This window comes from Nonomuraea sp. NPDC049684 (genome assembly GCF_044465345.1).
Lineage (GTDB): Bacteria > Actinomycetota > Actinomycetes > Streptosporangiales > Streptosporangiaceae > Nonomuraea.
Map to the genome: position 1 here is coordinate 1 of NZ_JBITLO010000025.1, position 26923 is coordinate 26923.

Here is a 26923-nt window from a genome sequence, read left to right on the forward strand (position 1 = left end):
TCCTCCACGCTGACCCTGTCCGTCGGCGCCTCCACGGCCCAGGGCACCTACCCGATCACCATCACGGGCACCGGCTCGACCACGCACACCGCGACCTTCACCCTCACGGTGGGCACCGGCGGCCCCGGCCGGACGTTCACCAACAACACCGACTACCAGATCAGGGACTACTCCACCACCCAGAGCTCGATCACGTCCAACGCGACGGGCACCGCGGTCTCCCCGGTCAAGCTGTCGATCACGATCAGCCACACCTGCGCCGAGGACCTGAACATCCGGCTCCGCGGCCCGAACGGCACCTACTACCTGGTAGACGCCTACGGTGGCACCAGCTGCACGCAGTACGGCACCCGGACCTTCTCGGTCCCGGTCACCCAGCAGGCCGCCGGCACCTGGACGCTCGACATTAGGGACGTCTACGCCGGTGACACCGGCTTCCTGGACACCTGGAGCATCACGCTCTGAGCGTCCCCATCACAGGTAAGGAGCCCCGGCCGGTCCTCCGGCCGGGGCTTCCCCACGTCTTCGGCACGCCTTCGGCACGTCTTCGGCGCGGGCGCGCGCCGGGCTCCGGGCCGGCGGTCGGGTCAGGCGGTCGGGTCAGGCGGTCTCGCGGGTGTCGTTGCGGAGGCTGAGGAAGACCAGCACGATCCCGATGTAGGTGCACAGCCGCACCGCGTCGGGGATGCCGTTCCAGGTGCCGTTCATCCACATGCCGAACCACTCGCCGCCGATGGCCTGGAAGCCGAAGAACCACAGCAGCAGGGCGACCGTGCAGCCGACGACGCCCCACCGCTTGGACCGCTGGAAGGCGGCGTCGTCGCGGCCGACGGCCCTGACCTGCTGCCAGGCCGACACCAGACAGGTCACCATGATGACCGCCTCGGTGAGGATGACGCCGACGTAGGCGACGTGGTGCGCCCACGTCCACGAGATGGCGCGGTAGTTGATCTGGCTGACCGCGGCGAGTTCGGGCTTCTGCGCGTCCATGGCCAGCACGTGCCGGACGAACTCGAAGTTCGTGCCGTAGTCGGTGAGGTTGCCGAACACGACGAGCAGCGCGAAGCCGCCGACGGTGAAGGTGAGCAGCGCCTTCGCCAGGCGAAGCGCGACGATGGTGTCGAAGCGGGCCAAGGTTCTTTCCTTTGACATCTCTGAAATCGAATGAGCACACGAGCCCAGAGGAGGTGTCCTGCAAGGGGAAAGATCCACGGGGCCCGCTCGCCCGGCGTGGAGGAACTCGCCGGGCCGCTCCACTGGCTCCGTCACTGGTGGTGACGTCGCGGGCCCCTCAGCCTGAGGTGGAACAACGTGACTAATAGTAGCCGACTCTGCAAACCACGCATCAAGGGCGCAGATCCGCGGGCCAGCGCCGCGCGACGGGCCCCGGGACGCGGCTCACCGGCCGCCGATGTCGTCGCTCCACACCCGCGGCGAGCGCCGCTGGAACTCCGACATCAGCGCGATGCACCGCCTCGGCCTTCTGAATCGTCGCGGCCCGGACGTCCGTCCCGCCCGGCAGGGGCGCCGCCACGAAACCTGCGGCCGAGTGCGCGTCATGCCGCGAGGGCGGCGACCACCTTGTCGGCGAGCCGGGCCAGGCGAGCCGGGTCGAGGGGGGCCCGGCGGACGGTGGTGCTCCAGTAGAGGGGGCCCGCCAGCAGGTCGAGGCCGAGTTCGAGGTCGGCGCCGGGGGGAAGCTCCCCGCGTTCCATGGCCCGCCGCAGGATGCCGGCCACCTTCTCGCGGCGGGTTCCGGCGACCTTGTCGCGCAGGGACGCGGCGATGTTGGGGTGGTGGGCGCCCGCCGCGAGCAGATCGGGCACGATACGGGATGCCAGCGGATGCCGCAGGGCCGCGTCGGTCGCGGTCAGGAAGGCCAGGACGTCTCCCCGCAGCGTGCCGGTGTCGGGGGTGTCGGCGGCGGTGGTCGCGACCTGGGTGACCAGGTCGATGGTCATGGCCTCCTTGGATTTCCAGCGTCGGTAGATGGCGGCCTTGCCCGAGCCGGCGCGCCGGGCCACGGCCTCCAGTGACAGCCGCCCGTAGCCGGCTTCGGCGAGTTCTTCGAAGAAGGCGGCGCGGATCGCCTCGGTGACGGCGTCCTGCAGGACGGGCCCGCCCGGCGGGCGGACTGCTGACGGTCGGCTCATGCCGCCCAGCCTACCCGAGACGGAACGGTTGCGTCTCGGGTCGGTGAAAGCTACTGTGCAGGCCATGCCGAGACGGTCCCGTTCCGTCTCGGACGGCGACGGAACGAGCAAACGGATGAACAACCTGATCGACCGGATCGACCGGGCCATCGGCATGACCGCGGCCATCGTCACGGGCATCACCGGCGACCACCTTGCCGCCCCCACGCCCTGCCCGGGATGGGACGTGCGCGCCGAACTCAACCACCTGGTCGGCGGCATGCGGATCTTCGCCGCCCAGCTCACCGGCGCCGACCCGGGAGGCGAGCACGAGGACGACTGGCTGGGCGCCGACCCGCCGGCCGCCTTCGCCGAGGCCGCCCGCCTCGACCGCGCGGCCTGGCGCCGTCCGGGCGCCCTGGAGAGGACCGTACGGCTGGGATTCGGCGCCGTCCCCGGGCCGATGGCCGCACTGGTCCATCTCACCGAGGTCCTGGCGCACGGCGCCGACCTGGCGATCGCCACCGGCCAGGAGCGGCTCGTCGACGGGCAGAGCTGCGACGATCTGCTCGCGGCCATGCGCGGCATGGACTTCGACGCCTTCCGCCTCCCCGGGATGTTCGGCCCCGAGGTCCACCAGGCCGGGGACGCTCCCGCCCACCGGCGGCTGCTGGCCTTCCTCGGCCGCGACCTCTCCGCGCTCGGGTGACCCGGCCGACCCCTCGGTTGCCGACCGAGGCTCGACCAGATCGCCGCGCTGGAATGGGTGCGCGACAACATCGCGGCCTTCGGCGGCGACCCCGGCAACGTCACCGTCTTCGGCGAGTCGGCGGGCGCCGTCAGCATCGGCGCGCTGCTCACCAGCCCGCGCGCCAGAGGCCTGTTCCGCCGGGCCGTCATGCAGAGCGGCCCGCCGCACACCGTGCCGCGGGCCGAGGCCGCGCGGACGGTGCGGCTGATGGCGGCCCGGCTGAAGGTGCCGGCCACGGCCGGGGCGCTCGCCGCGCCGCAACGCGCTCGTGCCGCAGTGACCGAGACGCCCTCCGGCCGGGGCCGCGCCCGCGCCCCGACGTGCGAGGAGACCGGCCGGAGCGGCGTCGCGGCGGAATGGGCGCGTGACTGACGACCGATCGGCCGCTCTGGCGACCCAGCGCCGGATCGCCGCCTGCGACATCCGGCTGCCCGAGCACGTCCTGCTCCAGGGCACCTCCGGCCGGATCCTGCGCCAGGCGCTGCAGCTCTTCGCCGAGCGGGGCTTCTACGGCACCTCCATCCGCGACCTCGCGGTGGCCTGCGAGATCCGCTCGGCGACGCTCTACTCCCATTACCCGACCAAGGAGAACGTCCTGGCGGAGCTGGTGCGCATCGGTCACGAGGAGCGCCACCGGCGGCTGACCGAGGCGGCCGCGGCGGGCCCGGCCGATCCCGCCTCGCGCCTGCGCCGGGTGGTGCGCGCGCACGTCCTGGCGCACGCGGAGTTCCCCATGCTGGCCGTCGTGGCCGACAACGAGCTGCACGCCCTGTCTCCCGAGCTGGCCGGCCCCGCACTCGTGCTGCGCGCGGCCGGCCGGCAACTGCTCATCGACATCATCGACGAGGGCATCGCCGCGGGCGTCTTCGCCGTGCCCGACGCCTTCCTCGCGGTGACCGCGATCAGCGGGATGGGGATGCGCGTGGCGAACTGGTACGACTCCGCCCTGCCGTACGAACCGCACGAGGTCGCGGACACCTACGCGGACTTCGCGTTGCGCATCACCGGCGAGGGCCCCTGACGCCGAACCCGCCGGGCCACTTGAGGCCGCCCGCCGTGATGCCGCTCACCACCTGGCGGCTGAACACCACGCAGACCGCGATCATCGGCAGCATGATGATCGACAGGGCCGAGAACAGCAGATCGTCGGGTTCATCGCCGAGAGGTGAGCCGCACGGCCCGGCGGAGGCCGCCGAGGCGGGCCCGTCCGGAGGATCGCTCCGGACGGGGCCGCCCGGAAGGGCGCGGGGCTCAGGGCGCGAGGTTGCCGAGGGCGACGGAGTAGACGACCCGCTGGTCCTCGCCTTCGGTCAGCCCCCACAGCTCGCCCCCGGCGCCCGAGTACCACAGCGACAGGTCCTCCGGCCGGTAGCCCCAGTCCGTACGGGCCGTCATCGTCATGGAGGCCAGGTCCACCGACGCGAAGCGCCTGGAGTACGGGACGTTGACGAACTTGCCGGCGCTCATGTTGACGTAGAGCCGGCCGTCGTGGAGCTGGACGCCCTGGACGTCGCTGATGGCGTGGGTCTCCGCCGTCGTGGGCGTGGTGGACTCCCAGGCCGCCGTCGGGGTCAGGTCGAGCCGGTAGTCGCCGGTCTCGGCCGAGCGGAAGGCGTAGCGCGCGATCCGGGTGCCGTTCAGCGGCTGGGGCTGGCCGTTCAGCCAGGTGGCCCGGTAGTCGCCCACCACGAGGGCCTGCCGGCCGGCGCTCGTCCGGTCCAGCGAGATGTAGTCGAAGTGCAGGTCGGGGCTGACGAAGTTGGCCACCTCCGGCATGACGTACTGGTAGTCGTCGAGCTTGGTCTGATGGCGGTAGATCCGGCGGGTGTCGAACACGCGGATGGCGCTGCGCTTGGCGCTCGGGGCGCCGGTGCCGTCGGGCCAGCCGGGGGTGGTGGCCATGAACAGGTAGGGGCCGCTCCAGGCCAGGCCGCCGCCGTGCCCGTAGATCCGGCTCAGGGTCCCGTCCGGACGGACCCAGACCGGCAGGACGGTCCGGTGACGCATGTCGTTCAGGTTCACCACCGACAGCCGCACCGAGTTGGCCAGCGAGTGGGTGGGCGGGTTCTGCCAGGACCAGCTCGTGATCAGCGCGTCCTTCGAGGTGGGCACCGGAGCGGCGTCGTTCCTCGCCTCACCGGAGGTGGCCAGGCCCTGCGGCACCCAGGCGGTCTCGCCCGTCAGGCCCTGCAGCTTGGCGTCCCAGCAGAACGACCTGCCGACGCCGCCCGTCGCCGGACCGAAGGACTGCATGCGCGAGGCGCAGGCCGGGTCACCGGCGGGCGTCGGGAGCTGGGTCCGATCGTCGCCGCTGAGCACCTGGTCCAGGGTGGTCAGGCTGAACGCGTCCTCCATGGGCTGGGTGTACGGCTCGGCCCCGACCGTGAGCGACAGCCCGGTGAGCGCGTCGCCGGTCAGGCGCTTGAGCGGCGCCACCACCTGGACCGCCGCGGCGGCCCCCGCGGACGCGGGGGCCGCGGTGCTGGCGGCCGCCGGCGCGGCGCTCATGACGGCGGCCGTCATCGCCAGCGCGATCAACATCTGTCCCAACGGATCCTCTTCTCGCTGTGATCGTCAGGCGTCGCAGGACGCCTTCTGGGTGGGCCAGGCCCGCCGGCACCACCGGGCGTTCACGCCGGGCCGGGCGTGGCGGGCGACGCGGACGTGCAGGGTGCCCGCCTCGTCGTAGAGGGCGGCCTTGCCGTACCGGTGGGCCAGGATCCTGGCGCCGTCGAACGTCCACCATTGCCCGCTGTCGCCCGGCGCGCAGGGGGCCAGGATCGCGTCCTGCTTCCTGGGCCCCCGTGCGGTCAGGCATCGGCGGTCGTACCTCTCGTGGTCGCTCCGGATCATGAACGTCCCGGGCACCCCTGTGGCCCGGGAGATGTCCTCGACGTGCCAGAGCTGCCACCCGTCCTCGGGCTTGCCCGCCTCCCGGTTGCAGGCCAGGGAGCGGACGTCCTCGCCGTTGTTGGCGTCCAGGCAGTCGCCGGTGCCCGCGTTGACGAACCTGACGACGCCGGTGCCGCCCGCCGCCGGAACGGCGGGTCCGGCGGGGGCCGGCGTGAGCAGCGACAGGGTCAGGGCGACGAGCAGGCGCATGGGATGTCCTCGGCTTCTCGGCGGCGTGGCAGGTCCCCAGTCTCAGCGGGGCGATCATTGTCCGGAAGCCCGTTTCGCGCCATGGACAAACTTGATCGAATCGGGGTGAAGTCGTATTTTGCGCTGGTTTGTGGTTCTCATGGGACCTAGGGGGAGCGCATGGGACGACGTGAACAGGTCGTGGATCCGACGGACGGCCCGGTCGCCGCTTTCGCGGTCGAGCTGCGCAAGTTACGGGAGCAGGCGGGCACCCCGTCCTACCGGGTGATGGCCGCGCGGGCCCGCTTCGCCGCCTCCACGCTGGCCCAGGCCGCCGCCGGGGAGAGGCTGCCGACCCTGCCGGTCACGTTGGCCTACGTCCGCGCCTGCGGCGGCGACGAGCGGGAATGGCGGGTCCGCTGGGAGGAGACCCTGGCCGCCGACCGGGAGCGGGCGTCCGTGGCCGCCGCGTGCGAGCGGGCGCCGTACCGGGGGCTGGCCGGGTTCGAGGAGGCCGACCGGGCCTACTTCTTCGGCCGGTCCGCGCTGGTGGAGCGGCTGGCCGGCATGGTGAAGGCGCACCGGATGGTGATGGTGGTCGGCCCGTCCGGCTGCGGCAAGTCCTCGCTGCTGCGCGCCGGGCTGGTGCCGGCGCTGCGGCCGCGCGCGGCGCGCGTCGTCACGCCGGGCGTCCATCCGGCCCTGACGGCTCTGCCGGCCGCCGCCGAGGGGGAGCTGGTCGTGGTCGACCAGTTCGAGGAGGTGTTCACGCTGTGCGAGGACCCCGCCGAGCGCGAGGCGTTCATCGACGCGCTGGTGGCCGCCGAGGGCGGAGTCGTGCTCTCCGTACGCGCGGACTTCTTCGGACGGTGCGCCGACCATCCCCGGCTGATCGAGGCCGTCGAGGACGCCACCGTCCTGGTGGGCCCGATGAGCCCGGCCGAGCTGCGCCAGGCGATCGTCAAGCCCGCGGCCACCGCCGGCCTGATCGTGCAGCGCGAGCTGACGGCCCGGATCCTGGAGGAGGTCACCGGGCAGCCCGGCGGCCTGCCGCTGATGTCGCACGCCCTGCTGGAGACCTGGAAACGCCACCACGGCAAGGCGCTGACGCTGGAGGCGTACGAGGCCGCGGGCGGCATCGCGGGCGCGGTCGCCCGCACCTCCGAGAAGCTTCACGCCGGCCTGACCCCGGCCCAGCAGGACCGGCTGCGCGACCTGCTGCTGCGGCTGGTCATGCCCGGCGAGGCGGGCGCGCAGCCCACCCGCCGCCCGGTACGGCGCTCGGAGCTGCTGACCGGCGACCCCGGCGACCCGGGCCCGCTCCTGCTCGAACGCCTGACCGCCGCCCGCCTCGTCACCCAGGACGGCGAGACGGTCAACCTGGCCCACGAGGCCCTGCTGACCGCCTGGCCCCGGCTGCGCGCCTGGGCCGAGGAGGACCGCGAACGCCTGAGGGTGCACCGGCGGCTCACCGAGGCGGCCTACACGTGGGAGGAGCACGGCCGCGACCCCGGCGCCCTCTACCGGGGGCTGCGCCTTGACCTGGCCCGCGAACACCTCACGGCCCGGACCCTCACCCCGGCCGAACGCGCCTTCCTGGCCGCCAGCCACGGCGAGCGCAGGAAGGGCAGGCGGCGCACCGCGGTCCTGGCCGTCCTGGCGGTGTGCCTGCTGGTCGCGACGTCCCTCATCTGGCAGCGAAGCCTGGTGAACGGCCGGCAGAAGCGGGAGCTGCACGCCCGCGACATCGCCGGGACGGCCGAGACCCTGCCCCTGTCGGAACCGTCCCTGGCCATGCGGCTCAGCCTGGCCGCCTGGAAGCTGGCCGACCTCCCCGAGACCCGCGCGGCCCTCCGGGCCGCGCGCCGCCCCCCCCCGCCGGACGGCGTCACCCCCCACGCCACCCCCCCCGCCACCCCCCGCCGCCCCAGCGCCCCCGGCCGCGCGGGGGTCATCTCCACCCCCCCCCGCGCCTCGGCGCCCCGCGGCGCCCCGGGCCCCCCCCCCCCCCCCCCCCCCCCCCCCCCCCCCCCCCCCCCCCCGAGCCTCCAGCCGCAGCAGGACGTCTTCACCGACCAGGACACCTCCCCGGACACCCGGCGCAGCCTGAGCGCCGACGGCCGCTGGCTGATCAGCGCCACCGCCACCCGGGTCACCCGCTGGGACCTGCGCACCCACCAGCCCCAGGTCATCGACGCGCCCGCCGGCTCCGACGCGGCGGCGCCGCCGCTGGTGTGCAGCCCCGGCGAACCGCTGCGCCTGCCCGACCCCGCGACCGGCCGCCCCACCGCCCCCGCCTGGGCGCCCACCCCGACCGCCGAGCAGTGCCGCGAGGGACGCCTGCGCCTCTCCCCGGACGGACGGACGCTGCTCCTGGCCACCCCCGCCCTGGTCAGGGTGTGGGACGTGGCCTCGGGCACCGAGGCCGCCGGACTCAGCGCGCCGGGCGTGCGCGAGATCGGCTTCAGCGCCGACGGCGCCTTCGTCGCGACCGCCGGAGAGGACGAGCTCCAGGTGCGCGCCACGAACCACCTCCAAGGAGTGCTCCTGCGCCACCCGCTCCACGGCGACCTGGTCGACGACCTCTGGATCGGCCCCGACGCCGGGGAGATCCGCTACCTGACCGGCTCCACCGTGCACACCCTGCGCGTCGGCTCGGCCTTCACCCGCGACTGGCGCGAGGAGAGGGCGACCTCCGCCGCCTTCAGCCCGGACGGCACGACCCTGCTCCTCACCTACCGGGACCGTGTCGAGCTGCGCGACGCCAGGACCGGGCAAGAGCTGCCCGGCCCGCCCCGGCCCGCCTGCCCGACGCCCTGCTGGATGCAGGCCGCCCTCAGCCCCGACGGCCGGACCCTCGCCTACGGCGACGCCTATGCCGCCTCCTTCACCGCGACGTTGTGGGACCTGGCCGGACGGCGGATCACCGGCCAGTCGCCGCCATTCCGCCACGGCGGGCCGCTCGCCTTCGCCCGGAACGGCGAGCTGCTGCTCATCAGCGGCGCCTCGGCCGGGCCGGAGGCGCTCACGAGCTGGAACCCGCGCACCGGCGCCGTCACCACGAACCCCGGCGTCACCGGCACCCGGATCGCCGTCGCCCCGGGGGGAGAACGCCTGCTGACCGACCGGGGCGAGGTCGCCTCGCTGCCGCCGCTGCGGCCGGCCGGCGGCGGCCCCGGCCCGGCGGAGGCGCTGGCCTACAGCCCCGACGGCCGGTTCCTCGCCACCGGCGACACCAGAGGACGAACCGCCCTCTGGGACGGCGACCTCCGCCGCAACCTGGGCACACTGCCCCCCACCGCCTCCGGAGCCGTCACCGCGCTGGCCTTCTCCCCGGACGCCGGCCTGCTCGCCGTCGGCACGGAGGGAGGCGCCGTCCAACTGTGGGACACCGCCGGCCGCCGGCCTGTCGGCCCGCCCCTCGCCACGCCGGGCGGCGCCGTCCTCGCGCTGTCCCTCGGCGGCGACGCGCTGTCGGTGGCGGGCAAGCACCTGCCCTTCCAGCGCTACGACCTCAGCGCCGCCGGGGCCGCGAGCACCGTCTGCCGGCGGGTCGGCCACGGGCTCGGCCGGGAGGAATGGGCCAGGTACTTCCCGGACTTCCCCTACCAGCCGACCTGCGGGCCGCAGGACCGCTGACCGGCCTGGGAGCGGCCCGGCCGGGCGGCGGCGAGGCGGCCGAAGGACGGGGTCAGGCGGGAGGGCGGCGGGCCAGGCGCTCGGTGTGCGCCGAGCGCCCCTCGGGACGGCCCGCCGCGTGCGACGCCTCCTGGGCCAGGCCGTTGAGCGTGGTGCGGACCACGCGCGCGGTCTGGAGATCGACCGCGCGCGCGTCGCCGAAGCGCACCAGGCCGTCGGCCAGCAGCACGGCCAGCCCGTGCAGCGCGGCCCACACCACGAACTCCGCCCCCTCACGGGCGGGCTCCGGCAGGCCGCCGACCGCGGCGAGCCGGTCGAGCTCCGCGGTCAGGACGTCGTGCGGGTGGGGGGAGATGGCGGAGTCGGGGGCGGTGGCGCCGCCGCGCAGCACGAGCCGGGCCACGGCCGGATCGCCGAGCGACCAGCGCACATAGCCGCACCCCAGGGCGATCAGCCGCCGCTGCGGGTCGCCGGCCTGGCCGGGCGCGCGCTCGCAGTCCTGTCGCAGGCGTTCCCCGAGCCAGGCGAGCGTCCGCTCGGACAGGGCGCGCACCAGCGTGTCGCGGGAGGCGAAGTGGTGGTAGGCGGCGCTGGGGCTGACGCCGACGCGCGCCGAGGCCTCGCGCAGGGACCAGCCGTCGGCGCCGCGCTCGCGCACGAGGGCCTCGGCGGCGTCGAGCAGCGCGCTGCGCAGGTCACCGTGGTGGTATCGCCCCTTCGCCATCGCCCGATCTTAACACTGATCAGATCTCTGCTACGCTCGCCAGCATCTCAACAGTGTTCAGATTGGAGCCGGATCATGTGCCCTGCCGATGTGACGCCGAACCCGTCCCCTGACCTGTCCGACCTTCCCGACGTGCGGACGAGCCCGCCGCCGGTCGTGCGCGGCGAGCCCGTCGAGGTGTCCGACGGCGTGTACGTCATCCCGGACAACCGCGTCGAGCTCGTCCCGAACGTCGGCATCGTCGTGGGCGAGCACGCCGCGCTGGTCGTCGACACCGGCATGGGCCGCCGCAACGGCGAGTTCGTCCTGGAGCAGGCCCGGCGCCTGGCCGGCGACCGGCGGCTGTACCTGACCATCACGCACTTCCACCCCGAGCACGGGTTCGGGGCGCAGGCGTTCAAGGGCGCCGCGACGATCGTCTACAACGCCTCCCAGCGCGCGGAACTGCACCGCAAGGGCGCCGCCTACGTCGAGATGTTCACGGGGCTGAGCGCCGCCGCGGCGGCCGAGCTCGAAGGCGTCGAACTCGTCGACCCCGACCTGGTCTACGAGGGCCGGGCCGAGATCGACCTGGGCGGCCGCAAGGCGGCGCTGCGCGCGGTCGGCCCCGCGCACACGGCCTCCGACCAGGTCGTCGTCATCGACGACCGCGTGCTGTTCGGCGGCGACCTGATCGAGACCCGCATCTTCCCGATCGCGCCGTACTTCCCGCCGTACGACGTGGACGTGGACGGCCCCGGATGGATCGGCGTGCTCGACGCCCTGATCGCCGGCGAGCCCGAGATCGTCGTGCCCGGCCACGGGGAGGTGGGCGGCGTCTCCTTGATCCGCGACGTCCGCGACTACCTCGACCACGTGCACGGCGAGGTCGCGCGCCTGCGCGCGGCGGGCGCCTCCGCCGACGAGACGGCCGCGCAGATCGACGCGCAGGCGCGCGCCCGCTGGACCACCTGGGAGCGCCCCGAGTGGATCGGCTTCGCCGCCCGCGCCTTCTACGCCGCCGGACACCGGTGACGTGACCGTCCCCCTCGACCGGGGGAGCGCTATGCGTCCGCTGTCACGCTGTACGAACCCGAGGTGCAGCCGGTGATGCGCCAGCCGCCCGGCGCCTGCCGGACGGCGACGCCGCTGAGTCCGGTGCCACGGACGGACGGCCGGGCGTCGCCCGGGAACCAGACGTCGAGCCCGCACCCGCTGCCCTCGCCCCGGGCCGTGAGGCTCGCCCGGTCCGACGTCAGGCCGGTCAGACGGCCGGGGGCGGAGCGGGGGTAGGGGCGCGACAGCTCGGCGACGTATTCGGCGGGCGGGGGCAGGTCCTTCCCGGTGGCGCAGTCCTCGATCATGAGGTTGCCGCCGGTCCCGGCGTCGGCGCCGGCGTGGGCGTCGCCGCAGGACTGCTTCCAGACCCAGAACGCGCCACCGATGCGGTGCCGGTCCTCCTGGTCGGTGTATCTCGCGATCGGGGCGGCGGCGGGGTCGCCGAACCAGCCCCACTCGCCCGACCAGAGCCCGGCGCCGTAGTACTCCGCCGCCCGGCTCGCCAGCTCGAAGCCGCGCTCGATGCTCGTGACGGTGAGGCCGGTGCCCTGGTCGATGGTGATCGACTCGTTGTAGAGGTGGGGAGCGAAGACGAGCAGCCGGTCGTCGGTGAAGCCCTTGGGCACCGGCACCTCGAAGCCGAGCCCCGACCAGAGCACGGACGGCTCGAAGAAGACCAGGTGGGGGAACCCGCGCCGCTCGCCCGCCCGGATGGCCTTGATCGCCCGGTCGTAGTAGCGGCCGAGCAGGACGCCGGAGGTGATCGGCGGCGCCTCGCCGAAGCCGGGCTCGTTCAGCAGGTCGTATCCGGCGACCATCGGCTCGTTCGCGAACCGCTCCGCCAGCATGCCCCAGGCGGCGACCAGGCGGGTCTGGATGCCGTCCCTGTCCTGGTAGAAGCTGGTGAAGGCGCGGGCGACGGCCGGGGAGATGTCGCGTCCGGTGAACTCGCACCTGGGGGCGCCGTCGAAGCGGTCGGCCCAGGTGGGGGCGCCGTCCCAGCCGTGCATCGGGGAGCCGTTCCGGCAGGTGGCGCCGGGGGCGGCGCCGACGCCCTTGCCCCAGGCGTCCTGGTGCATGTCGATGACCGTGCGCAGGCCGTGCCGGGCGGCGGCTTCGACGGCCCAGGAGATCTTGGCGAGGTAGGCCGGGTCGTAGTGGCCGGGGCGGGGTTCCAGCGCCGACCAGGACAGGGCCAGCCGGATGACGTTGAAGCCCATCTTCGCCATGCCGGCGAAGTCGGCGTCGGTGAGCGGTCGCGTCACCGCCTTGTCCGGGAATTTCTGGAAATAGTCTTCGAGTTGGTTGACGTTCACGCCACGCAGCAGCACCTCGTTGCCGTCGGCGTCGACGATCCGGCGGTCGGCCGAGAGGGTCAGGCCGGGGGTGCGCGGTGGCTGGGCGGTGGTGGTGGCGGGTCGCAGGAGCGGTAAGGCGAGCGCCGCCACGGCCACGACGACCGCCATCGCGATCGGCGCGACCCGGGCGACGCCCCTGCGCGCCGGGCGAGTGGCGGGGAGGAGAGCGCCGCCCTGGTCCGCCGGACGGCTGGCGAGGAGAAGGGGCGCGCCCTGGTCCGCCGGACGGCTGGCGGGGAGAAGGGCGACGCCTTTGCGTGCCGGACGCGTGGTGCCGAGGAGGGCGACGAGCGCCGCCGTCGCCGGGGCGAGGAGGGCGCCGAAGGAGAGCGCGGGGGCGAGGCGAAGCATGATCGCCGGCGCCCAGAACAGGCCGCCGCCCGCCAGGTCGCCGGGGATCCCGACGGCCACCTCGACCAGGCCCAGCGTCCCGGCCGCCCCCAGCGCCGACAGCCCCGCCACGACGGGCCGGGGCGAGGCGGTGGCGCTGAACCAGCGGTGCAACGCCCACGTCAGCACGCCGAGCAGAGTGACGGCTGCCAGGCAGCCCAGCGGTCCCGCCTCGGGCGCGGGGGCCAGCGGCGAGTCACCGATGGCATATCCGACGGGCGACCCGCCCCACCACACCCCGCCGACCGACACACCCAGGACGACGGCCACGCCCGCCGCAACCCATCCCGACGCCGACACCCTCAGGACGACCGCCCCAGGTACCGCCGCGGGCCGGACCTCGGGCGCCGCAGGGGCCGATGGGGCCGATGGGGCCGCGGACGCCACGGACGCCACGGACGCCGGGGAGGCCACGGACGCCGGAGAGGCCGGGGAGGCCGCGGACGCGGACGCGGGGGAGGCCGCAGGGGCTGCGGAGGCCCCGGACACGCCGGACGCCCCCGACGCCTCGGACGTCGGGGGCGCGGGAAGCGGGGTGAGGCGGCGGTGCAGGAGTTGGGTGAGCCAGGCGGCCACTGCCACCGGCAGGCCGAAGACCGCCGCCTTGACGCCGGTGAAGCCCGTCGACCACACCAGGTAGAGCACGTCGTCGAAGGTCATCGCCAGCGACATCACCAGCTTCGCCGCCATCGCCGACCACACCACCGCGCCCCACACCAGCAGCGCCGTACGCAGCGGGGTACGTCCACGGGCGAGAGCCCACGTCAGCACGCCGACCCCCGCCAGCAGCAGCGGCACGTACACGGCCAGGGGGGCCACCTGCCAGAGCGCGGCGACGGGCAGCAGCTCGGCCCCCGTCCAGGTGTACGGCGCGGCCAACCCAGACGGGTCGAACACCGCTCCCAGCGTGATGACGGCGGCAAGTACCACGACGGCGATCGGCGACAACCAGCGGTTCCTCATAGTGACGGCGACCATACATGAGCATCGCTCACAAATGAAGAGCCAAGATCCATCCGCGCTCGGGCTCATGCCAGGCGGATACCGGCGGAGGGGCCCGTCACGCGCCCTTGGACTCCGGCGCCTTCCAGGTGTTGCGAACACCCTCGTCGGCTGCCTGAACGACGCCTGGGAGCCGTTCATCCCCGACTTAAAGCCGGTCAGGACCGACATCAGGGCCGGTCACGGATATGTGGTGGTCGAGGACTTCGTCGTGCCCTTGGCGAGCTTGCCCTTCTTGTACAGGGGGTTGTGGGTGAGCTCGGGGGCGCCCTGGACCGGGTAGGCGGCTGCCGTACCGGAGAACGCCATCAGTCCGGCCGCCGTGGCGGCCAGCACGCGGATCATCATGAAGCGGGATGTCAGGGGCAGGCGCTCGGCACGGTCTACAGAGATCGTCCGGCCGTCTCCGCTCGACGCGCGCCGCGTCGAGCTCCGGGGCCCGTCAGGGACGGGCCCCGGAGAGGCTACTTCTTCTCGCAGGTGCGGTGGCCGAGGAAGACGTCGTCGATCCCCCACCACCCGGACAGCTGGCCGAGGAAGGTGAAGCGGACCCGCACCGCGTTGCGGCCGATCGCCTGCGGCAGCTCCACGACCTGGAGCTCGGGCCCGCGAGCCCCGGGGTAGCCCGCCTTCTTCCAGACGTTCGCCCAGGTCCGGCCGCCGTCGAGGCTGACGTCCACGAGCGCCGTGCCGTTCACCCTCGGCTCCACGTCGGAGGCGAACTGCAGGGCCGGGGCGGCTGCCTTCGACAGGTCCACGGCCGCCGACGTCAGCGTGGTCTCCTGGACGTGGTGCAGGCCGTAGTGGTCGGAGTCCACGATCGCGAACCCGCCCTTGCCGCCCGTCCTGTTGGTACGGCCGCCCGGATCGTTCAGCACCCAGCCGGGCTCGTGGGCGTACCCGGGGAAGCCGGGATCGGCGTTGGTGACGCTCCACCCGCCCGGCAGCCCGGCGTCCAGCCGTTCCGTGACGCCCTCCAGGACCGGCGCGTAGCCGGGGGCCTCGCAGGCCAGGGTCACCGTCAGCGCGAAGTCCTCGGTGAGCGGCGCCGTGCCGATGCTCACCTGCCGGACGGCCGGGGTGTAGCCGCGCGGCACGGCCGCCGCCTCCAGCGTGTACGTCGTGCCGGGCAGCAGCTCCAGCCGGTACGCGCCGGTCCCGGCGTCGGAGTTGGCCGTCCAGGTGTGCCCGGCGCCGTCGGAGGCCGTCACCTTGGCCGCCAGCGGCCAGCCCTGGCCGGAGCCGTCCCGCACGACGCCGCCGACCTGGACCCGCGCAGTCGGCGCGAGCCGGACGTCGAGCGTGACCGTGCCGTCCTTGGCGATCGTGGCGGCGGCCGTGGCGTCGTCGTAGCCGAACGCCTTGACCTTCACCTGGTAGTCGCCGCCGATCAGGCGCAGCGAGTAGTCGCCCGCCTGGCCGGTCACGGCGTCGCGGGAGCGCCGGCCGGTCACGGAGACGGTGGCGCCGGGCACCGGCTGGCCCGTCTCGGCGTCGGTGACGGTCCCGGCCAGCGTGCCGAGGCCGACCTTGGCGACGGCCAGCAGCGCCGAGGCGTCCAGCCGCCCTTCACCGAACACGTTGTTGTCCTCGGCCGGGCCGCCGCACTGGGCGTCGGCCGTGTCGATCGCGGACGCGTCCAGCAGCGCCCGGGTGCCGTCGAGGTCGCGGACCAGCTCGGGGAAGGCCGACCACAGCAGCGCGACGGCGCCGGCCGCGTGCGGCGCCGCCATGGAGGTGCCCGACATCAGCCCGTAGGAGCCGCCCGGCAGCGCCGAGCGCACGTCGACGCCCGGAGCCGCGATGTTCGGCTTGGTCTCGCCGTTCTGGCCGGGGCCGCGGCTGGAGAAGGAGGCGATCGCGCCGTTCACGCCGTAGGCGCCGACGGAGTAGTTGAGCGTGCGGCTGCCGGGCGAACCGCTGGTCCTGCACGACGGGCCGCTGTTGCCGTTGGCCCAGACGCCCATGATGCCGGAGGCGGCCCACGCCTGGAGGATGTCCTCGATGATCGGCTCGTCGGTGGGCTCGGTCGAGCTCCACGAGTTGTTGATGATGTGCGGCCGCTTGCTGACGTCCGGGTTCTGGCCGTGGCTGTCGGTGGGGGCCAGCATCCACTGGGCGGCCGCGACGAGGTCCTCCTCGCTGCAGGTCTGGCAGCCGTTCGCGGTGATCCACTTCACGCCGGGGGCGACGCCGATCTGGTTGCCCTGGCCGTCGTCGCCCACCATGGTGCCCATGGTGTGGGTGCCGTGCCCGTGCGTGTCGCAGGGAGCGCCGCCCGCGCAGTGCCCCGAGGTGTCGAACCAGTTGTAGTCGTGGGTGACGGTGCCGTCGGCGTTCGCGCCGCGGTAGGAGGCGCGCAGGGCGGGGTGGTCGAACTGCACGCCGGTGTCGATGTTGGCGATGACGATGTCCTCGCCGCGCCGCCCGTACTCCTTCCAGACGTCGTCGGCGTTGATGTCGGCCACGCCCCACTCCACGCCGCCGCCTGCCGCGGTCGCGGCGGCGCGCCGCACCGGCTCGGCCAGCGCGTACGTCTTCGGCGGTCGCACCTGCCGCACGCCGCCCATCGAGGTCAGCTTCCTGACCTGGGCCGGGGTCGCGCCCTTGACCAGGATCGCGTTGGTGACCCAGAACGACTCGCTGTCCAGCTTCTCGTCCTTGAGATACTTCCTGACGTCCGACTGGGTGCGGACGGCGGTGTCCTTGAGCGCGTCCACGACGAGCTGGCCGCGCGCGGTCCTGGAACGCGCCTTGGGCGCGGCCGACAGGTTGGCCTCCGGCTTGAGGATCACCCAGACGTCGCCCGGCGCCGCCTCGGCGGGCAAGGCCGCGGTCAGCCCCGCCACCAGGGCCAGGACGGGGAGTAAGGCCCGGAATCGCATGTCAGCCCTTTCCACAGGTGAGTCGGGCGGCCACCGGCCGCACCTCCTGGGCGACCTCGGAGACCGTCAGGCCCACGGCCCACACGTTGTCCGGTCCGCTGCCGTGCACGTCCAGGAAGTTGTAGGTCAGGCCGTTCATGCGCGGCCCGGGGTGGGAGACCGTCGTCCAGGCGGAACCGTCCCAGTGCAGGAACTCCTCCTCCTGGCCGAGACCGACGTCCCCGACGGCCCACACGTCGCCGGGGGCGGCGGCGTAGACGCTGTCGAGGCGGCTGTTGCCCAGGTCGGGCAGCGTGGTCACGCTGCTCCACGCCGTGCCGTCCCAGTGCATGACCAGGGCGGCCGCCTGGTTGTCGGCTCCGTCGCGGCGCCGGCTGCCGACCGCCCACACGTCGCCGGGGCCGGTGCCGGAGACCGCGAAGAGGGCGCCCGTCGGGTGCGGGGCCGCCACCTCCGTCCACCGCGTGCCGTCGAAGTGCTGGACGAGCGGGCTGACGACGCCGTCGGCGTCGCGCTGGTTGCCCACGGCCCACACGTCGTCGGGCGAGACGGCGGTGACGGCGCGCAGGATCGCGTCCGGGCGGCCGGCGGCCGGGTTCTCGACGATCGTCCAGCGCCGGCCGTCCCAGTGCTCGATCAGCGCGGCGGTGGGCGGGTTCAGGTCGCCCTTCTTGGCCCCGTAGGTGTAGCCGACGGCCCAGGCGTCGTTCTTCGACACCGAGGCGACGTCGGCCAGGTAGAGGCCGGTCGTGGCCGCCGCCGGCGAGACGGCCGTCGGGTGGAGCGTCCACCGCCGACCGTCCCAGCGGGCGGCCTGCGTGGTGTCGGCGCCGGTGCCCATGTGGTCGAGCAGCAGCCAGCCGCCGTCGGGGGAGTGGAAGGAGCTGGCTTCGGCGAGCTGCCTGGTGTGCGGCGGGACGGGCGGGCGGGCGTTGTCGTGCGGCCGGCCGCCGCGCAGGTCGCCGGTCCAGGCCGCCGGTGACCCGCCGGAGGAGGAGCCGGTGAACAGGGCCTCCCGGGCGGAGAAGACCGTGACGTCCTGCGGATAGCTGTCGACCGGGGTGATCGCGGAGGTGTCGACGACGTTCCAGGACGGCACGCAGCCTCCCGGTGCGGCCGAGGGCGTGGTGAGAGTGGTGGCCAGCAGCGCGCCGGCGATGAGGGTCTTCATGGGCTCTCCTAGAAGGCGCCGATGCCGTTGGGGCTGCCGTAGCCGGTCGGGCCGTCGTAGCCGGGGCGGGCGTTGCACAGCTCGGGCGCGGCGCAGGCGCCGGTCCTGCCCGCCGTGATGTCGAACAGGTGGGCCTTGCCCGCCTGCAGCTGCCTGCCCGGCGTGATCAGGTCGCCGTTGCCGGCCAGCGCGTACACCCCGGCCACCAGCGCGGCGGCGATCGGGGTGCCGCCGGCCGCGACCCAGCCGCCGTAGGAGTAGCTGTCGTAGACGGCGACGGGCGTGCGCAGGTCGGCCACGGCGGCCGTGTCGGCGACGGTGCGCTTGGCGCCGCACGCCCCCTTCGGCTGCCAGGCGGGCCGCGCGACGTAGACCGAGCAGCCCGACCCCGATCCGGACCAGGCGGTCTCGCCCCAGCCGCGCGCGCCGGCCTGACGGTACAGCGTGGTTCCGCCGACGGCCGTGACCGTCCCGTACGCGGCGGGCACGAGCTGCCTGCCCGTCCTGGCGGGGAAGCCGCCGTCGCCGCTCGGGGCGGTGACGGGCACGCCGGGGTGCGCGTAGTGGGCGGCGTGGGCCAGCTCGCCGGCGTACTCCGGCAGGCCGTACGGCGTGGTGACGACCGTGGCCCCCTGCTTGACGGCCTGGTCGACGGCCAGGCCCAGGTTCTCGGCGCCGGCGTCGTCGGCCTCGACCAGCAGCAGCCTGCAGTTGGGGCAGGCGGCCGCGGCGATGTCGAGCGCGGCGCTGCTGTTCAGCGACCAGTCCGGGTTGGCGCCCGGCGGCTCGTCGCCGCCGCGCTGGTTGACCTGGCGGAAGCAGTCGAACTCGCCCTCGCACGGCGGCAGCCCGTTCGCCTTGCGGTAGACGGCGAGATCGTTGCCCGCGTTCGGGTTGTGGTACGGGACGATGACCGCGATCGTCTGGCCGCCGCCCAGCCGCGCCGATGGCAGCCGGTAGGCCTGCTGCAGGTCGGCGGCCGAGAACGGCTGGGGCAGCCCGGCCGCCCTGGCCTCCGCGGCCGGCCGGGCGGTCAGCAGGCAGCCGGCCGAACCGGCCCGCGCGGCCGGGCAGGAACGCGCCGGATCGGCCTGGGCCGGAACGGCGGGCCCGGCGAGAAGCAGGGCGGCCGCGGCCGCCGCGATGAGTTTCACCATGATGAGCTCCTTCAGCTCGTCAGGCCGTAGGCGCGGACGACGGTCTGCTCGACGGCGTTGCCCTGCCGGTCGTGCGCCCTGACCCGCAGCGAGACGAACCCTCCGGAGTCCGGGTGCCGGACCGTGGCGGCGAACAGGCCGTCGGCCCGCCTGCCCGCGGTCAGCGGCTCGCTCCAGGTGGCGCCGTCGTCGTAGGAGAGCGCGACGGTGGCCTCGACGCCCTTCGGCGCGGCCATGTGCTCCTGGTTCTCCACCGCGAACGCCACCTGGAACGGCCCGGCCTTCGCCTTCGACGCGGCGTCGAGCGGCAGGTCGTAGCGGAGGAACAGCAGCGGCAGGAACGAGCACTCCCGCGTGGCGTCGGGCACGCACGACGCGCTCTTCGGCAGCTTGGCCCGCTGGTCGGAGGGACCCGAGCGGAACGTCCAGTCCGTCGTGACCGGAGTGCCGGCCAGCTCGCCGCGCTGGTCCTGCTTCCACACCAGCCGGTAGGCGGCCGGGTCGGGCAGCATCGGCAGGTCGGCCGCCTGGGCGCCGAGGGCGCCGGTGATGCGGTTGTCGGAGGTGAAGGCCAGCTCGCCATTGCGGTAGAAGTCCAGGCCGGAGTGCTCGTCCCAGGACGTGCCGGGCGAGTAGTGGCCCGGCGTGGAGTCCGCGAACCGCTGCGGATAGATCATGCCCAGGTCTCCCTGGCGGCAGGCCACGCAGAGGGTCGCGAACGGATCGTCGACGAGCGGCGAGTCGCCGCCGAAGCCGATGGTCGACTCCTGCCGGTAGGGCGCGGTGCGCGACGGCACGCCCGGCGCCTTGTTCCACACCTCGCGCACCACGGAACCCGGCCTGAGGTGGCGGCGCTGGTTGTAGTGCCGCGCGCCGTCGTCGGAGTTGAACGCGGTGTGCCAGACGGTGATGTCGGGGGCGCCGCTGAACAGGTAGTCGGTGCGCTCGCCCGGCAGCACGGACGAGCCGACCCCGAGCGCGCTCTGCGTCCAGGGCAGGAAGACCTCGGGGAACAGGTCGAACCGGTCCGGCTGCCCGTACGGGCTGCGCAGGATCGTGGAGCGGACGGTGGTCAGCTCCGAGTCCCGCACCTTGCGGGTCAGGCTCCCGGGCACGCCCTTGGCGTAGGGGAGGACGAGCCGGTAGCTGGGCTTTCCGGGCGAGCCGGACGCGGTCTCGGTGAGCTGGGTGTAGGCGGCGAAGCTGAAACTGCCCTTGCGCACCGGCCTGGTCGGCGTCGCGTACAGCGGCCGGCTGCCGAACTCCGGGTTGGACACGATCCGGAACGCGACGAGCTGGAAGGCTCCCAGCCCCCACGCGTCCACCCCGGCCGCGTTGCCCGCCTCGCTCTTCCTGACGAAGGCGAACATGTCCTGCCGGTACATGCCCTCGGTGGGCTGCTCCACCTCGACGTCGTACGGCACGGCGGCGCGGGCGTCCAGCGTGACCCGCACATCGCCGCCGACCCTGATCTCCGGCTGGACGACGAACGCCGCGCGGCTCGTCAAATCGTCGGCCGGCCCGGTGAACACGCTCGCCTCGACGGCGTAGGTGCCCTCCGGCACGCTGAAGGCGACCTCGCCGGTCTCGCCGGGGTAGTCGATCGTGTAGAAGCCGAGGTCGGTGTCATCGACGCTGTGCACGTAGGCGACGACCGCGCCCGGCTTGCCGTCCAGGTCGACGCTGTCGATCGAGAGGGTGTGGTAGGCGCCGGCGGCCGCCTTCGCGGTCGCGGGCCGCCGGAACGGCGAGGGCGGCGCGTCGTCCGGCGCGCTGATGCGCTCGACGCCGGCCGGCGTCCCGCCGCGGCCCGCGCGCCACTCCTCGGCGAGCACGCGGCCGAGGGCCGGAGCCTCGTCCGGGGTGATCGTGGCGCCCAGCGCGGCGAGCCGGCTCGTCGCGGCCTTGACCGGGACGGGCCGGTTGCCGGTCCTGGCCAGGTGACTGACGTTGAACAGGCGCGGGTCCAGCAGCCGGTCCAGGAACGGCACGGCCGTGCTCGGGATGACGTACTGGTCGCCGTGCCAGCCGAACCTCAGGTAGGTGCCGCCGGCCGGCACGGCGCCGGGGGACAGGACGGTGGTGCTCTGGCGGCCCTGCTTGTCCACGTCCAGGCGGACCTGCTCACCGGTGACGAGGGTGACGGTGGTCTGGCGGGGAGGGGCCGCGGGCTGCTCCCGGGCGACGGCCGGGGGGTCTTCGTACGGGATGACGGGGTCGATGGCCGGCACGCCGGTCGCCATGCCGGTTGCCGCGCCGGTCGCCATGCCGGTCGCCGCGCCGGTCGCCGCGGTGGCCGTCGAGCCGGTCAGGCCCAGTCCGGCGACCAGGGCCGCGGTCGCGCTGATCACCACCGCTCTTGAGCGCGGCCTGGAGGTGCTCATGCGGGCTCCTGTCCTCGGTGGGGGGTCACGCCTCGACCCAGCCGTCGTCGTCGGCGGCGGTGGCGGGGGCGCCGACGGTGGTCGCGGGGGCGCCGACGGTGGTCGGGCCGTCGGCGGTGGGGGTTCCGGGGTCGGCGGCGGGGGTGCCGTGGTCGTCCGGAGCCGGGGCCGGGGTCGGGGTCGGGGCCGGCTTTTCGGCGTCCTCGGTCTCAGTGGGCTCGTCGGGGCTGTCCATGGGACAAGCGTGATGACAGGGGCATGCACCCAGCTATGGGGAAAAATCCCCATTCGTGGGGGTGGGTCAGCCGGATCCGCCCATGCGCTGCCCGAGCCCCGCCCGCGACCGCAGCCCCAGCTTGCGCAGCACCGCGCTCAGATGTTTGTCCACGGTCTTCGGCGACAGGAACAGCTTCTTGGCGATCTCCCTGTTGCTCAGCCCGGTCGCGGCCAGCTCGGCCACCTCGGCCTCGCGCGGCGACAACGCGTCACCGTAGCCGCGCGTGCCGCCCCGGTAGCGGACGGGCCCGGCCACGCCGTGCCGCCTGGCCGTGCTCGCCGCCCGGTCGAGGTCCCACCGCGCCCTCAGCTCCTCGAAGACCGCGATGGCGGCCCCCAGCAGCGCCCCGGCCCGCCCGGGATCGCTGCCGTCGCCGTCGCCGCTGCCGTCGCCGCTGCCGTCGCCGTCGTCGTGGCCGCCGGTGTCGTCGTGGTCGCCGTCGAGCAGGGCGGTTGCGGCGAGCGCGCGGCACTGGGCCGCCTCGTACCGGCCGCCCAGCTCGTCGTAGGCGTGCGCGCCCGCCAGGAAGCGCTCCGGATCTCCCGTCACGAACCCCTGGGCGTGGGCCAGCGCGGCGGGCGCCAGCGGCGCGTCCAGCCCGTCCAGCTCCCGCTCCAGCTCCGCGCACAACCGGCCGGCCTCGGCCGTCCGGCCCGCCGCGACCAGCGCGCCGGCCAGGGCGGGCAGCGCGCGTACGGCCAGCGGCTGCAACCCCTTGGCCCGCCACCCCGCCAGCATCCCGATCAACTCCTCGTCCGGCGGCTCACCCCGGACCGTGCCCAGGCGCAGCAACGTCTCGACCGCCGGCGGCAGCGCGTCCACCGCGCCGACCTCCACGGCCCTGCCGACGGCCGCGCGGAGCCTGCGCGCCCCCTCCTCGATCTCACCCCGCGCCACGGCCAGGCAGTGGGCGACCAGCTCGGCCGTGACGCGCTGGTGCGGTTGCTCGTCGAGCGCGTCCAGCAGCAGGGCGGTCTCGTCGGCCAGGCCCGTCCACTCCCCGCGGAAGTAGCGCAGCACCGCCAGGGAGGACCGGATGAGGTACTCCAGCCGCCGGCTGCTGTCGATCTTCAGCCCGCCGCGCAGCGCGGCGTCCAGCAGCCGCTCGCTCACCGCGTAATGGCCCGCGTAACAGCTCTCGTCGCCGACCGACCAGAACGCGACGACCTCCTGCCGGGACTCCGGACGCCCGCCGGCCAGCCGGGTCATCCGCTCGGTCAGCGCCGTCCAGCGCGGGTCGCCGATGGTGGTGAGCACCATCGCCACCTTGCCGAGCACCGACAGCTGGAGCGACGGGCTGCCGCCGAGCCGTTCGGCGGTCTCCAGCGCGCGGTCCAGCCAGTAGACGTGCTCGGCCGGCGACACCCCGGCCGAGGTCGGCACGCCGAGCCCGACCATCGCCCAGGCCGCCAGCTCCGGACGGTCGTCCAGGTGGCGCACCGCCGTGGCGAACTGCTCCCGCCGGAGTTCCGGGGCGGCGCCCGCCCTCTCCAGGAGCAGGCCGTACAGGAAGTGCAGCTCGCCGCGCACGCCGGGAGCGAGGTCGCGGCGCAGCAGATCGTCCATCTGGCCGAAGCCGGGCTGGGCGTGCAGGCCCTGGACGGAGGCCCAGCCGAAGCGCACCGCCATGTCCTCCAGCAGTTCCCCTTCGGGCGGCGCCTCGCGCAGGACGTCGCCGAGCAGGCGGGCCGCCTCGCTGTCGTCGCCGTGCCGGCCCGCCTCCGCCGCGGCCCGGTCGGCCGCCCTGGCCCACTCCTCCATCATCCCGGCGTGCCGCAGGTGGTGGGCGATCTGCCCGATCGGCACCGGCCGCAACCGCTCGACCGCCTCGGCCGCCCGTCCGTGCAGCACCTGACGCCGGGGCAGCGCGATGCTCTCGTACACCGCCTGGAGCGCCAGCATGTGCCGGAACCCCACACCCGCGGCGCGCGCCGAGCCGTCGGGGGCGCCGCGCGGGAGCGCGGTGTGCTCGCTCAGCAGCCCCGAGCGCAGCGCCTCCTCCAGCCCGGCCAGCGCGTCCGCGCGCGCCAGGCCGCAGATCGTCACCAGCACCGCCACGGGCACCGGCACCTGCAGCACCGCCGCGGCCTCCACCACGGCCCGCGCTCCGGCGGGCAGCCGTCCCACCCGCTCCAGCACCGAGTCGCGCAGCGCCGTCGGGACGTTCAGCTCGTCGATGGCCTTACGCGCCCATCCGCGACCGCGCCTGATCAGCGTCCCGCGCTCGCGCAGCAGCGCCACCATCTCCTGGATCGCGAAGGGCAGTCCCGACGTCCGCTCGCACAGATGGGCGGCGAACTCCTCCGACACCCCCTCCGACCCGAGGATCGCGGTCATCAGCTCCCGGGTCTCGGCCACGTCCAGCGGCTCCAGGGCCACCTGGGCACGCGACACGGACGGAGCCGCCCGCGCCGCGATCGTCCTGGCGTCCAGCGCGACCTCCTCGCCCCGGAACGTGAGCACCACCGACAGCCCCGGCGGCGGCTCGCCCATGAGGTAACCGAGAAAGGCCAGGGTCTGCTCGTCGGCCCAGTGCAGGTCCTCCAGCACGAGTACGACCTCGCCCAGGGAGCCCAGCAGCTCCGACAGCGCGCGGAAGATCCGGTGCCGCTCGGCCGCCCGCTCCTCCAGCGGCTCGGGGGCGGGCGGCAACTGCCCGGCCAGCTCCGGCAGCAGCGGCCGTAACGCGCCGGTGACGGGCGACAGCGGCCCGTTCGCGCCGAGGCCGGTGCCGGCTCCTGCGCCGATGCCGCGCACGGCGTCGAGGAGCGGGCCGAGGGGGAACGGCTCCCGGATGTGCGCGCACCGCCCCAGGAACACCGGCCGGCCGGCCCGCGCGGCCAGCTCGGAGACCAGACGGGTCTTGCCGATGCCCGCCTCACCCTCGACGACGGCCAGAGCGGGCGGATGGACGACGGCCGCCAGCAGCCGCTCCAGCTCCGCGCCCCGGCCCACCAGCCCGATGTGACTCTTCATGTTCGAGCGCCATTCAAGCGCCTGTCACCCCTTTTGTCACGGCCTGGATGGGGAGAATCGGTCACCCCCAATTCCCCCGCAAACAGCGCGCGACGAGACGCCTTCTCCCGACGGGCCTCCACCAACAGGATTCCGAGCCGCACATCGGAAGTCGCCCGCTGCCCTCGCCGGCGAACTGGGGCAGGATGTCGCCATGAGCGTCGATGCGACAGGGCCCGACCTGGTCGAAGCCGCCTGGCGGGACCTCCGCGACGACGGCGGCGTCCACAAGGAACTGGCCGACGCCGCCTACGCCGAGCCCCCGTCATCGGCGGCGGCCACCGGGGCTGTGGCCCCGCCTTCGCCGGCACTCCCGAGGAACTCGCCGCCCATGAGGACGATGCCCGGATCCGGTCGGCCACCGAAGAGTGAACCCACCGCCGGACCACCTCACGCGAACCGGGTGCATGGACCCCCATGCTTTTCCTCTCGGCGGACAGCAGCGCCGTCATCGCGTGCACGTCCGTCAAGCGTCCGAGCCCGAACGCCTCCGGACCTCGCCGGTGACCTGGACGTCGGCCGGGTCACGCCGCATCAGGCCGGGAAGCACGATCACCGACAGGCGAGAAGGCCGTTCACCTCTCTGGCGAAGACCGCCGCGTTGTCGATCATGATGTTGTGGCCGGTGTCCGGGACGGCGATCAGCCGTACGCCGGAGGCTGCCAGCTCGGCCGCTCCGCGGGGTTCGCCGTCCGCCTCCGGGTAGAGGTGGGCGCGCGGGATCGGCAGCCTGCGCAGGCGTTCCCGCACGTCCGCGCGCGCCAGGTGGACCGCGCTCCGGTAGAGCGCCTCCCGTCCGGCTAGCCTCATCGTGGCCGCCCAGTGCGGCCCGACCCGGGTCAGCGTCTCCTCCCAGCCGTGCCGTACGAAATCCGCCTCGGTGTAGGCGGCGATGCTCGAACTGCCCGGCCGTGGCGCGGGTTCGGCCGGGTCCAGATTGGCGTCCACCAGCACCAGGTCGGCCACCAGCTCCGGATGCCGCTCGGCCAGGTGCACCGCGATCGTCCCGCCCATGCTGTGCGCGACCACCTGCGCGGCGCGCACGTCCGCCGCCCGCAGCGCGGTCGCGAGGGCGTCCGCGTGCTCCTCCATGGTGTAGCCGAACGCGGTGGGCCGGTCACTGGTGCCGAACCCCAGCAGGTCCACGAACAGGCTCCGGTGCCCGGCCAGCTCCGGCCGGCTCGCGACCCCCAGGAAGTACGGCGCCGCCGCCGCGCCCAGCCCGTGCACGTAGACGCGGACCGGCTCACGGCCGGCCACCTCTGCCCAGCGGATGCGGCTCCCGTCCGGCAGCACCTGCGCGTCCCTCATGACCATCCCCTCCGAGATACCTAGATGTCGATATATCAAGACATCGAGATAGCATAGCGGCGTGATTGAGCTGTCGATCCTGGGCTTCCTCTACGACGAACCGCTCCACGGGTACGAGCTGCGCAAACGCGTGGCCGCCCTGACCGGCCACGTCCGGCCCATCGCCGACGGCACCCTCTACCCGGCGATCAAACGTCTGGAGCGCGACGGCCTGCTCGAACGCGACCTCCAGCCCGGCGCCCAGGCCGCGCCCCGGCACGTGCTCACCCTCACCGACGCCGGGCGCGCCGACCTCAGGCGGCGGCTCGCCGAACCGGACGAGCCGTTCATCACCGACGAGAACCGCTGGTTCACGATGCTGGCGTTCCTGCGCCACCTCGGCGACCCCGCGCTCCAGGCGGGCGTGCTGCGACGCAGGCTGACCTTCCTCACCGAACCGGCCAGCTTCTTCTGGGACGGCGACCGCCCCCTGCGGGCCGCCGACTTCGACGACCCGTTCCGCAAGGGCCTGTTCACGATCGCCACCGCGACCAGCAGGACCGAGATCGGCTGGCTACGGGAGACCCTGGCCGCGCTGGACGCCCAGAGCGCGACATCGTAGAGAGAGG

Annotated in this window: 21 protein-coding genes; 7 read left to right on the top strand and 14 right to left on the bottom strand. The window is 74.2% G+C overall.

Annotated elements, in window-relative coordinates; all coding sequences use genetic code 11:
- Positions 1–465 (top strand): proprotein convertase P-domain-containing protein (locus ACIBST_RS46365; RefSeq protein WP_397179838.1); only part of this gene is annotated, 465 nt, incomplete at its 5' end.
- A gap of 135 nt (positions 466–600) precedes the next feature.
- On the opposite strand, the gene ACIBST_RS46370 is transcribed toward ACIBST_RS46365, so the two are convergent.
- Positions 601–1134 (bottom strand): DUF2165 family protein, encoded by a 534-nt coding sequence (locus ACIBST_RS46370; RefSeq protein WP_397179839.1) that lies wholly within the window; start codon positions 1132–1134, stop codon positions 601–603.
- A gap of 422 nt (positions 1135–1556) precedes the next feature.
- Positions 1557–2153: a TetR/AcrR family transcriptional regulator gene (locus tag ACIBST_RS46375; protein WP_397179840.1), complete on the bottom strand. Its 597-nt coding sequence runs from the start codon at positions 2151–2153 to the stop codon at positions 1557–1559.
- 115 nt (positions 2154–2268) lie between these two features.
- Here ACIBST_RS46375 and ACIBST_RS46380 point away from each other — a divergent pair, with 115 nt between their 5' ends.
- Genes ACIBST_RS46380 through ACIBST_RS46390 form a run of 3 tightly spaced genes read left to right on the top strand, consistent with a single transcriptional unit; the run spans position 2269 to position 3904 of the window.
- Positions 2269–2841, top strand: a complete 573-nt coding sequence (locus ACIBST_RS46380) for a TIGR03086 family metal-binding protein (RefSeq protein ID WP_397179841.1) — start codon at positions 2269–2271, stop codon at positions 2839–2841.
- 39 nt (positions 2842–2880) lie between these two features.
- A complete protein-coding gene (locus ACIBST_RS46385) occupies positions 2881–3255 on the top strand; it encodes a carboxylesterase family protein (protein ID WP_397179941.1) in 375 nt (124 codons plus the stop codon).
- Positions 3248–3904, top strand: a complete 657-nt coding sequence (locus ACIBST_RS46390) for a TetR/AcrR family transcriptional regulator (protein WP_397179842.1) — start codon at positions 3248–3250, stop codon at positions 3902–3904. The genes ACIBST_RS46385 and ACIBST_RS46390 overlap by 8 nt, the downstream gene beginning before the upstream one ends.
- A gap of 230 nt (positions 3905–4134) precedes the next feature.
- On the opposite strand, the gene ACIBST_RS46395 is transcribed toward ACIBST_RS46390, so the two are convergent.
- Together ACIBST_RS46395 and ACIBST_RS46400 are read right to left on the bottom strand one after the other, a co-directional pair.
- Positions 4135–5424, bottom strand: a complete 1290-nt coding sequence (locus ACIBST_RS46395; RefSeq protein WP_397179843.1) for a hypothetical protein — start codon at positions 5422–5424, stop codon at positions 4135–4137.
- 33 nt (positions 5425–5457) lie between these two features.
- Positions 5458–5985, bottom strand: coding sequence for a ricin-type beta-trefoil lectin domain protein (locus tag ACIBST_RS46400; protein ID WP_397179844.1), 528 nt, complete (start codon positions 5983–5985; stop codon positions 5458–5460).
- Between the two features lie 159 nt (positions 5986–6144).
- Between ACIBST_RS46400 and ACIBST_RS46405 the strand changes: the two genes are divergently transcribed.
- The gene (locus ACIBST_RS46405) at positions 6145–9603 is read left to right on the top strand and encodes an NACHT and WD repeat domain-containing protein (RefSeq protein ID WP_397179845.1); all 3459 of its coding nucleotides are present in this window, start codon (positions 6145–6147) and stop codon (positions 9601–9603) included.
- Positions 9604–9655: 52 nt separating this feature from the next.
- Here the strand turns inward: ACIBST_RS46405 and ACIBST_RS46410 are convergent, their stop codons facing one another.
- On the bottom strand, positions 9656–10327 hold the full coding sequence (locus ACIBST_RS46410; protein WP_397179846.1) for a TetR/AcrR family transcriptional regulator: 672 nt from the start codon (positions 10325–10327) through the stop codon (positions 9656–9658).
- Between the two features lie 75 nt (positions 10328–10402).
- Here ACIBST_RS46410 and ACIBST_RS46415 point away from each other — a divergent pair, with 75 nt between their 5' ends.
- Positions 10403–11341 (top strand): MBL fold metallo-hydrolase, encoded by a 939-nt coding sequence (locus ACIBST_RS46415; protein WP_397179847.1) that lies wholly within the window; start codon positions 10403–10405, stop codon positions 11339–11341.
- Between the two features lie 29 nt (positions 11342–11370).
- Here the strand turns inward: ACIBST_RS46415 and ACIBST_RS46420 are convergent, their stop codons facing one another.
- The 9 genes from ACIBST_RS46420 to ACIBST_RS46460 all read right to left on the bottom strand — a co-directional run bounded on the left by ACIBST_RS46420 (position 11371) and on the right by ACIBST_RS46460 (position 26315).
- On the bottom strand, positions 11371–14076 hold the full coding sequence (locus ACIBST_RS46420; RefSeq protein ID WP_397179848.1) for a glycoside hydrolase family 5 protein: 2706 nt from the start codon (positions 14074–14076) through the stop codon (positions 11371–11373).
- Positions 14077–14295: 219 nt separating this feature from the next.
- On the bottom strand, positions 14296–14463 hold the full coding sequence (locus tag ACIBST_RS46425) for a hypothetical protein (protein ID WP_397179849.1): 168 nt from the start codon (positions 14461–14463) through the stop codon (positions 14296–14298).
- 116 nt (positions 14464–14579) lie between these two features.
- On the bottom strand, positions 14580–17000 hold the full coding sequence (locus tag ACIBST_RS46430) for a S8 family serine peptidase (RefSeq protein ID WP_397179850.1): 2421 nt from the start codon (positions 16998–17000) through the stop codon (positions 14580–14582).
- 1 nt (position 17001) lies between these two features.
- The gene (locus tag ACIBST_RS46435) at positions 17002–18171 is read right to left on the bottom strand and encodes a hypothetical protein (RefSeq protein WP_397179851.1); all 1170 of its coding nucleotides are present in this window, start codon (positions 18169–18171) and stop codon (positions 17002–17004) included.
- Positions 18172–18179: 8 nt separating this feature from the next.
- Positions 18180–19328 carry a hypothetical protein gene (locus tag ACIBST_RS46440; RefSeq protein ID WP_397179852.1) on the bottom strand — a complete coding sequence of 383 codons (1149 nt, stop codon included), beginning with the start codon at positions 19326–19328 and terminating at the stop codon, positions 18180–18182.
- Between the two features lie 11 nt (positions 19329–19339).
- Positions 19340–21712 (bottom strand): hypothetical protein, encoded by a 2373-nt coding sequence (locus tag ACIBST_RS46445; RefSeq protein ID WP_397179853.1) that lies wholly within the window; start codon positions 21710–21712, stop codon positions 19340–19342.
- A 25-nt stretch (positions 21713–21737) separates the two neighbouring features.
- The gene (locus tag ACIBST_RS46450) at positions 21738–21947 is read right to left on the bottom strand and encodes a hypothetical protein (RefSeq protein ID WP_397179854.1); all 210 of its coding nucleotides are present in this window, start codon (positions 21945–21947) and stop codon (positions 21738–21740) included.
- A gap of 66 nt (positions 21948–22013) precedes the next feature.
- A complete protein-coding gene (locus ACIBST_RS46455; RefSeq protein WP_397179855.1) occupies positions 22014–24965 on the bottom strand; it encodes a helix-turn-helix transcriptional regulator in 2952 nt (983 codons plus the stop codon).
- A 591-nt stretch (positions 24966–25556) separates the two neighbouring features.
- Positions 25557–26315 carry an alpha/beta fold hydrolase gene (locus tag ACIBST_RS46460; protein ID WP_397179856.1) on the bottom strand — a complete coding sequence of 253 codons (759 nt, stop codon included), beginning with the start codon at positions 26313–26315 and terminating at the stop codon, positions 25557–25559.
- Between the two features lie 61 nt (positions 26316–26376).
- On the opposite strand from ACIBST_RS46460, the gene ACIBST_RS46465 reads away from it, so the two are divergent.
- Entirely contained in the window at positions 26377–26916 is a 540-nt protein-coding gene (locus tag ACIBST_RS46465) for a PadR family transcriptional regulator (protein WP_397179857.1), read from the top strand.
- Positions 26917–26923: the final 7 nt, after the last annotated feature.

Excerpts from the sequence above, each read along its gene's own strand:
- ACIBST_RS46375 (WP_397179840.1), bottom strand. The coding sequence starts at position 2,153 with ATGAGCCGACCGTCAGCAGTCCGCCCGCCGGGCGGGCCCGTCCTGCAG.
- ACIBST_RS46380 (WP_397179841.1), top strand. The coding sequence starts at position 2,269 with ATGAACAACCTGATCGACCGGATCGACCGGGCCATCGGCATGACCGCG.
- ACIBST_RS46395 (WP_397179843.1), bottom strand. The coding sequence starts at position 5,424 with ATGTTGATCGCGCTGGCGATGACGGCCGCCGTCATGAGCGCCGCGCCG.
- ACIBST_RS46400 (WP_397179844.1), bottom strand. The coding sequence starts at position 5,985 with ATGCGCCTGCTCGTCGCCCTGACCCTGTCGCTGCTCACGCCGGCCCCC.
- ACIBST_RS46405 (WP_397179845.1), top strand. The coding sequence starts at position 6,145 with ATGGGACGACGTGAACAGGTCGTGGATCCGACGGACGGCCCGGTCGCC.
- ACIBST_RS46410 (WP_397179846.1), bottom strand. The coding sequence starts at position 10,327 with ATGGCGAAGGGGCGATACCACCACGGTGACCTGCGCAGCGCGCTGCTC.
- ACIBST_RS46415 (WP_397179847.1), top strand. The coding sequence starts at position 10,403 with ATGTGCCCTGCCGATGTGACGCCGAACCCGTCCCCTGACCTGTCCGAC.
- ACIBST_RS46420 (WP_397179848.1), bottom strand. The coding sequence starts at position 14,076 with ATGAGGAACCGCTGGTTGTCGCCGATCGCCGTCGTGGTACTTGCCGCC.
- ACIBST_RS46425 (WP_397179849.1), bottom strand. The coding sequence starts at position 14,463 with ATGATGATCCGCGTGCTGGCCGCCACGGCGGCCGGACTGATGGCGTTC.
- ACIBST_RS46430 (WP_397179850.1), bottom strand. The coding sequence starts at position 17,000 with ATGCGATTCCGGGCCTTACTCCCCGTCCTGGCCCTGGTGGCGGGGCTG.
- ACIBST_RS46435 (WP_397179851.1), bottom strand. The coding sequence starts at position 18,171 with ATGAAGACCCTCATCGCCGGCGCGCTGCTGGCCACCACTCTCACCACG.
- ACIBST_RS46440 (WP_397179852.1), bottom strand. The coding sequence starts at position 19,328 with ATGGTGAAACTCATCGCGGCGGCCGCGGCCGCCCTGCTTCTCGCCGGG.
- ACIBST_RS46445 (WP_397179853.1), bottom strand. The coding sequence starts at position 21,712 with ATGAGCACCTCCAGGCCGCGCTCAAGAGCGGTGGTGATCAGCGCGACC.
- ACIBST_RS46450 (WP_397179854.1), bottom strand. The coding sequence starts at position 21,947 with ATGGACAGCCCCGACGAGCCCACTGAGACCGAGGACGCCGAAAAGCCG.
- ACIBST_RS46455 (WP_397179855.1), bottom strand. The coding sequence starts at position 24,965 with ATGAAGAGTCACATCGGGCTGGTGGGCCGGGGCGCGGAGCTGGAGCGG.
- ACIBST_RS46460 (WP_397179856.1), bottom strand. The coding sequence starts at position 26,315 with ATGAGGGACGCGCAGGTGCTGCCGGACGGGAGCCGCATCCGCTGGGCA.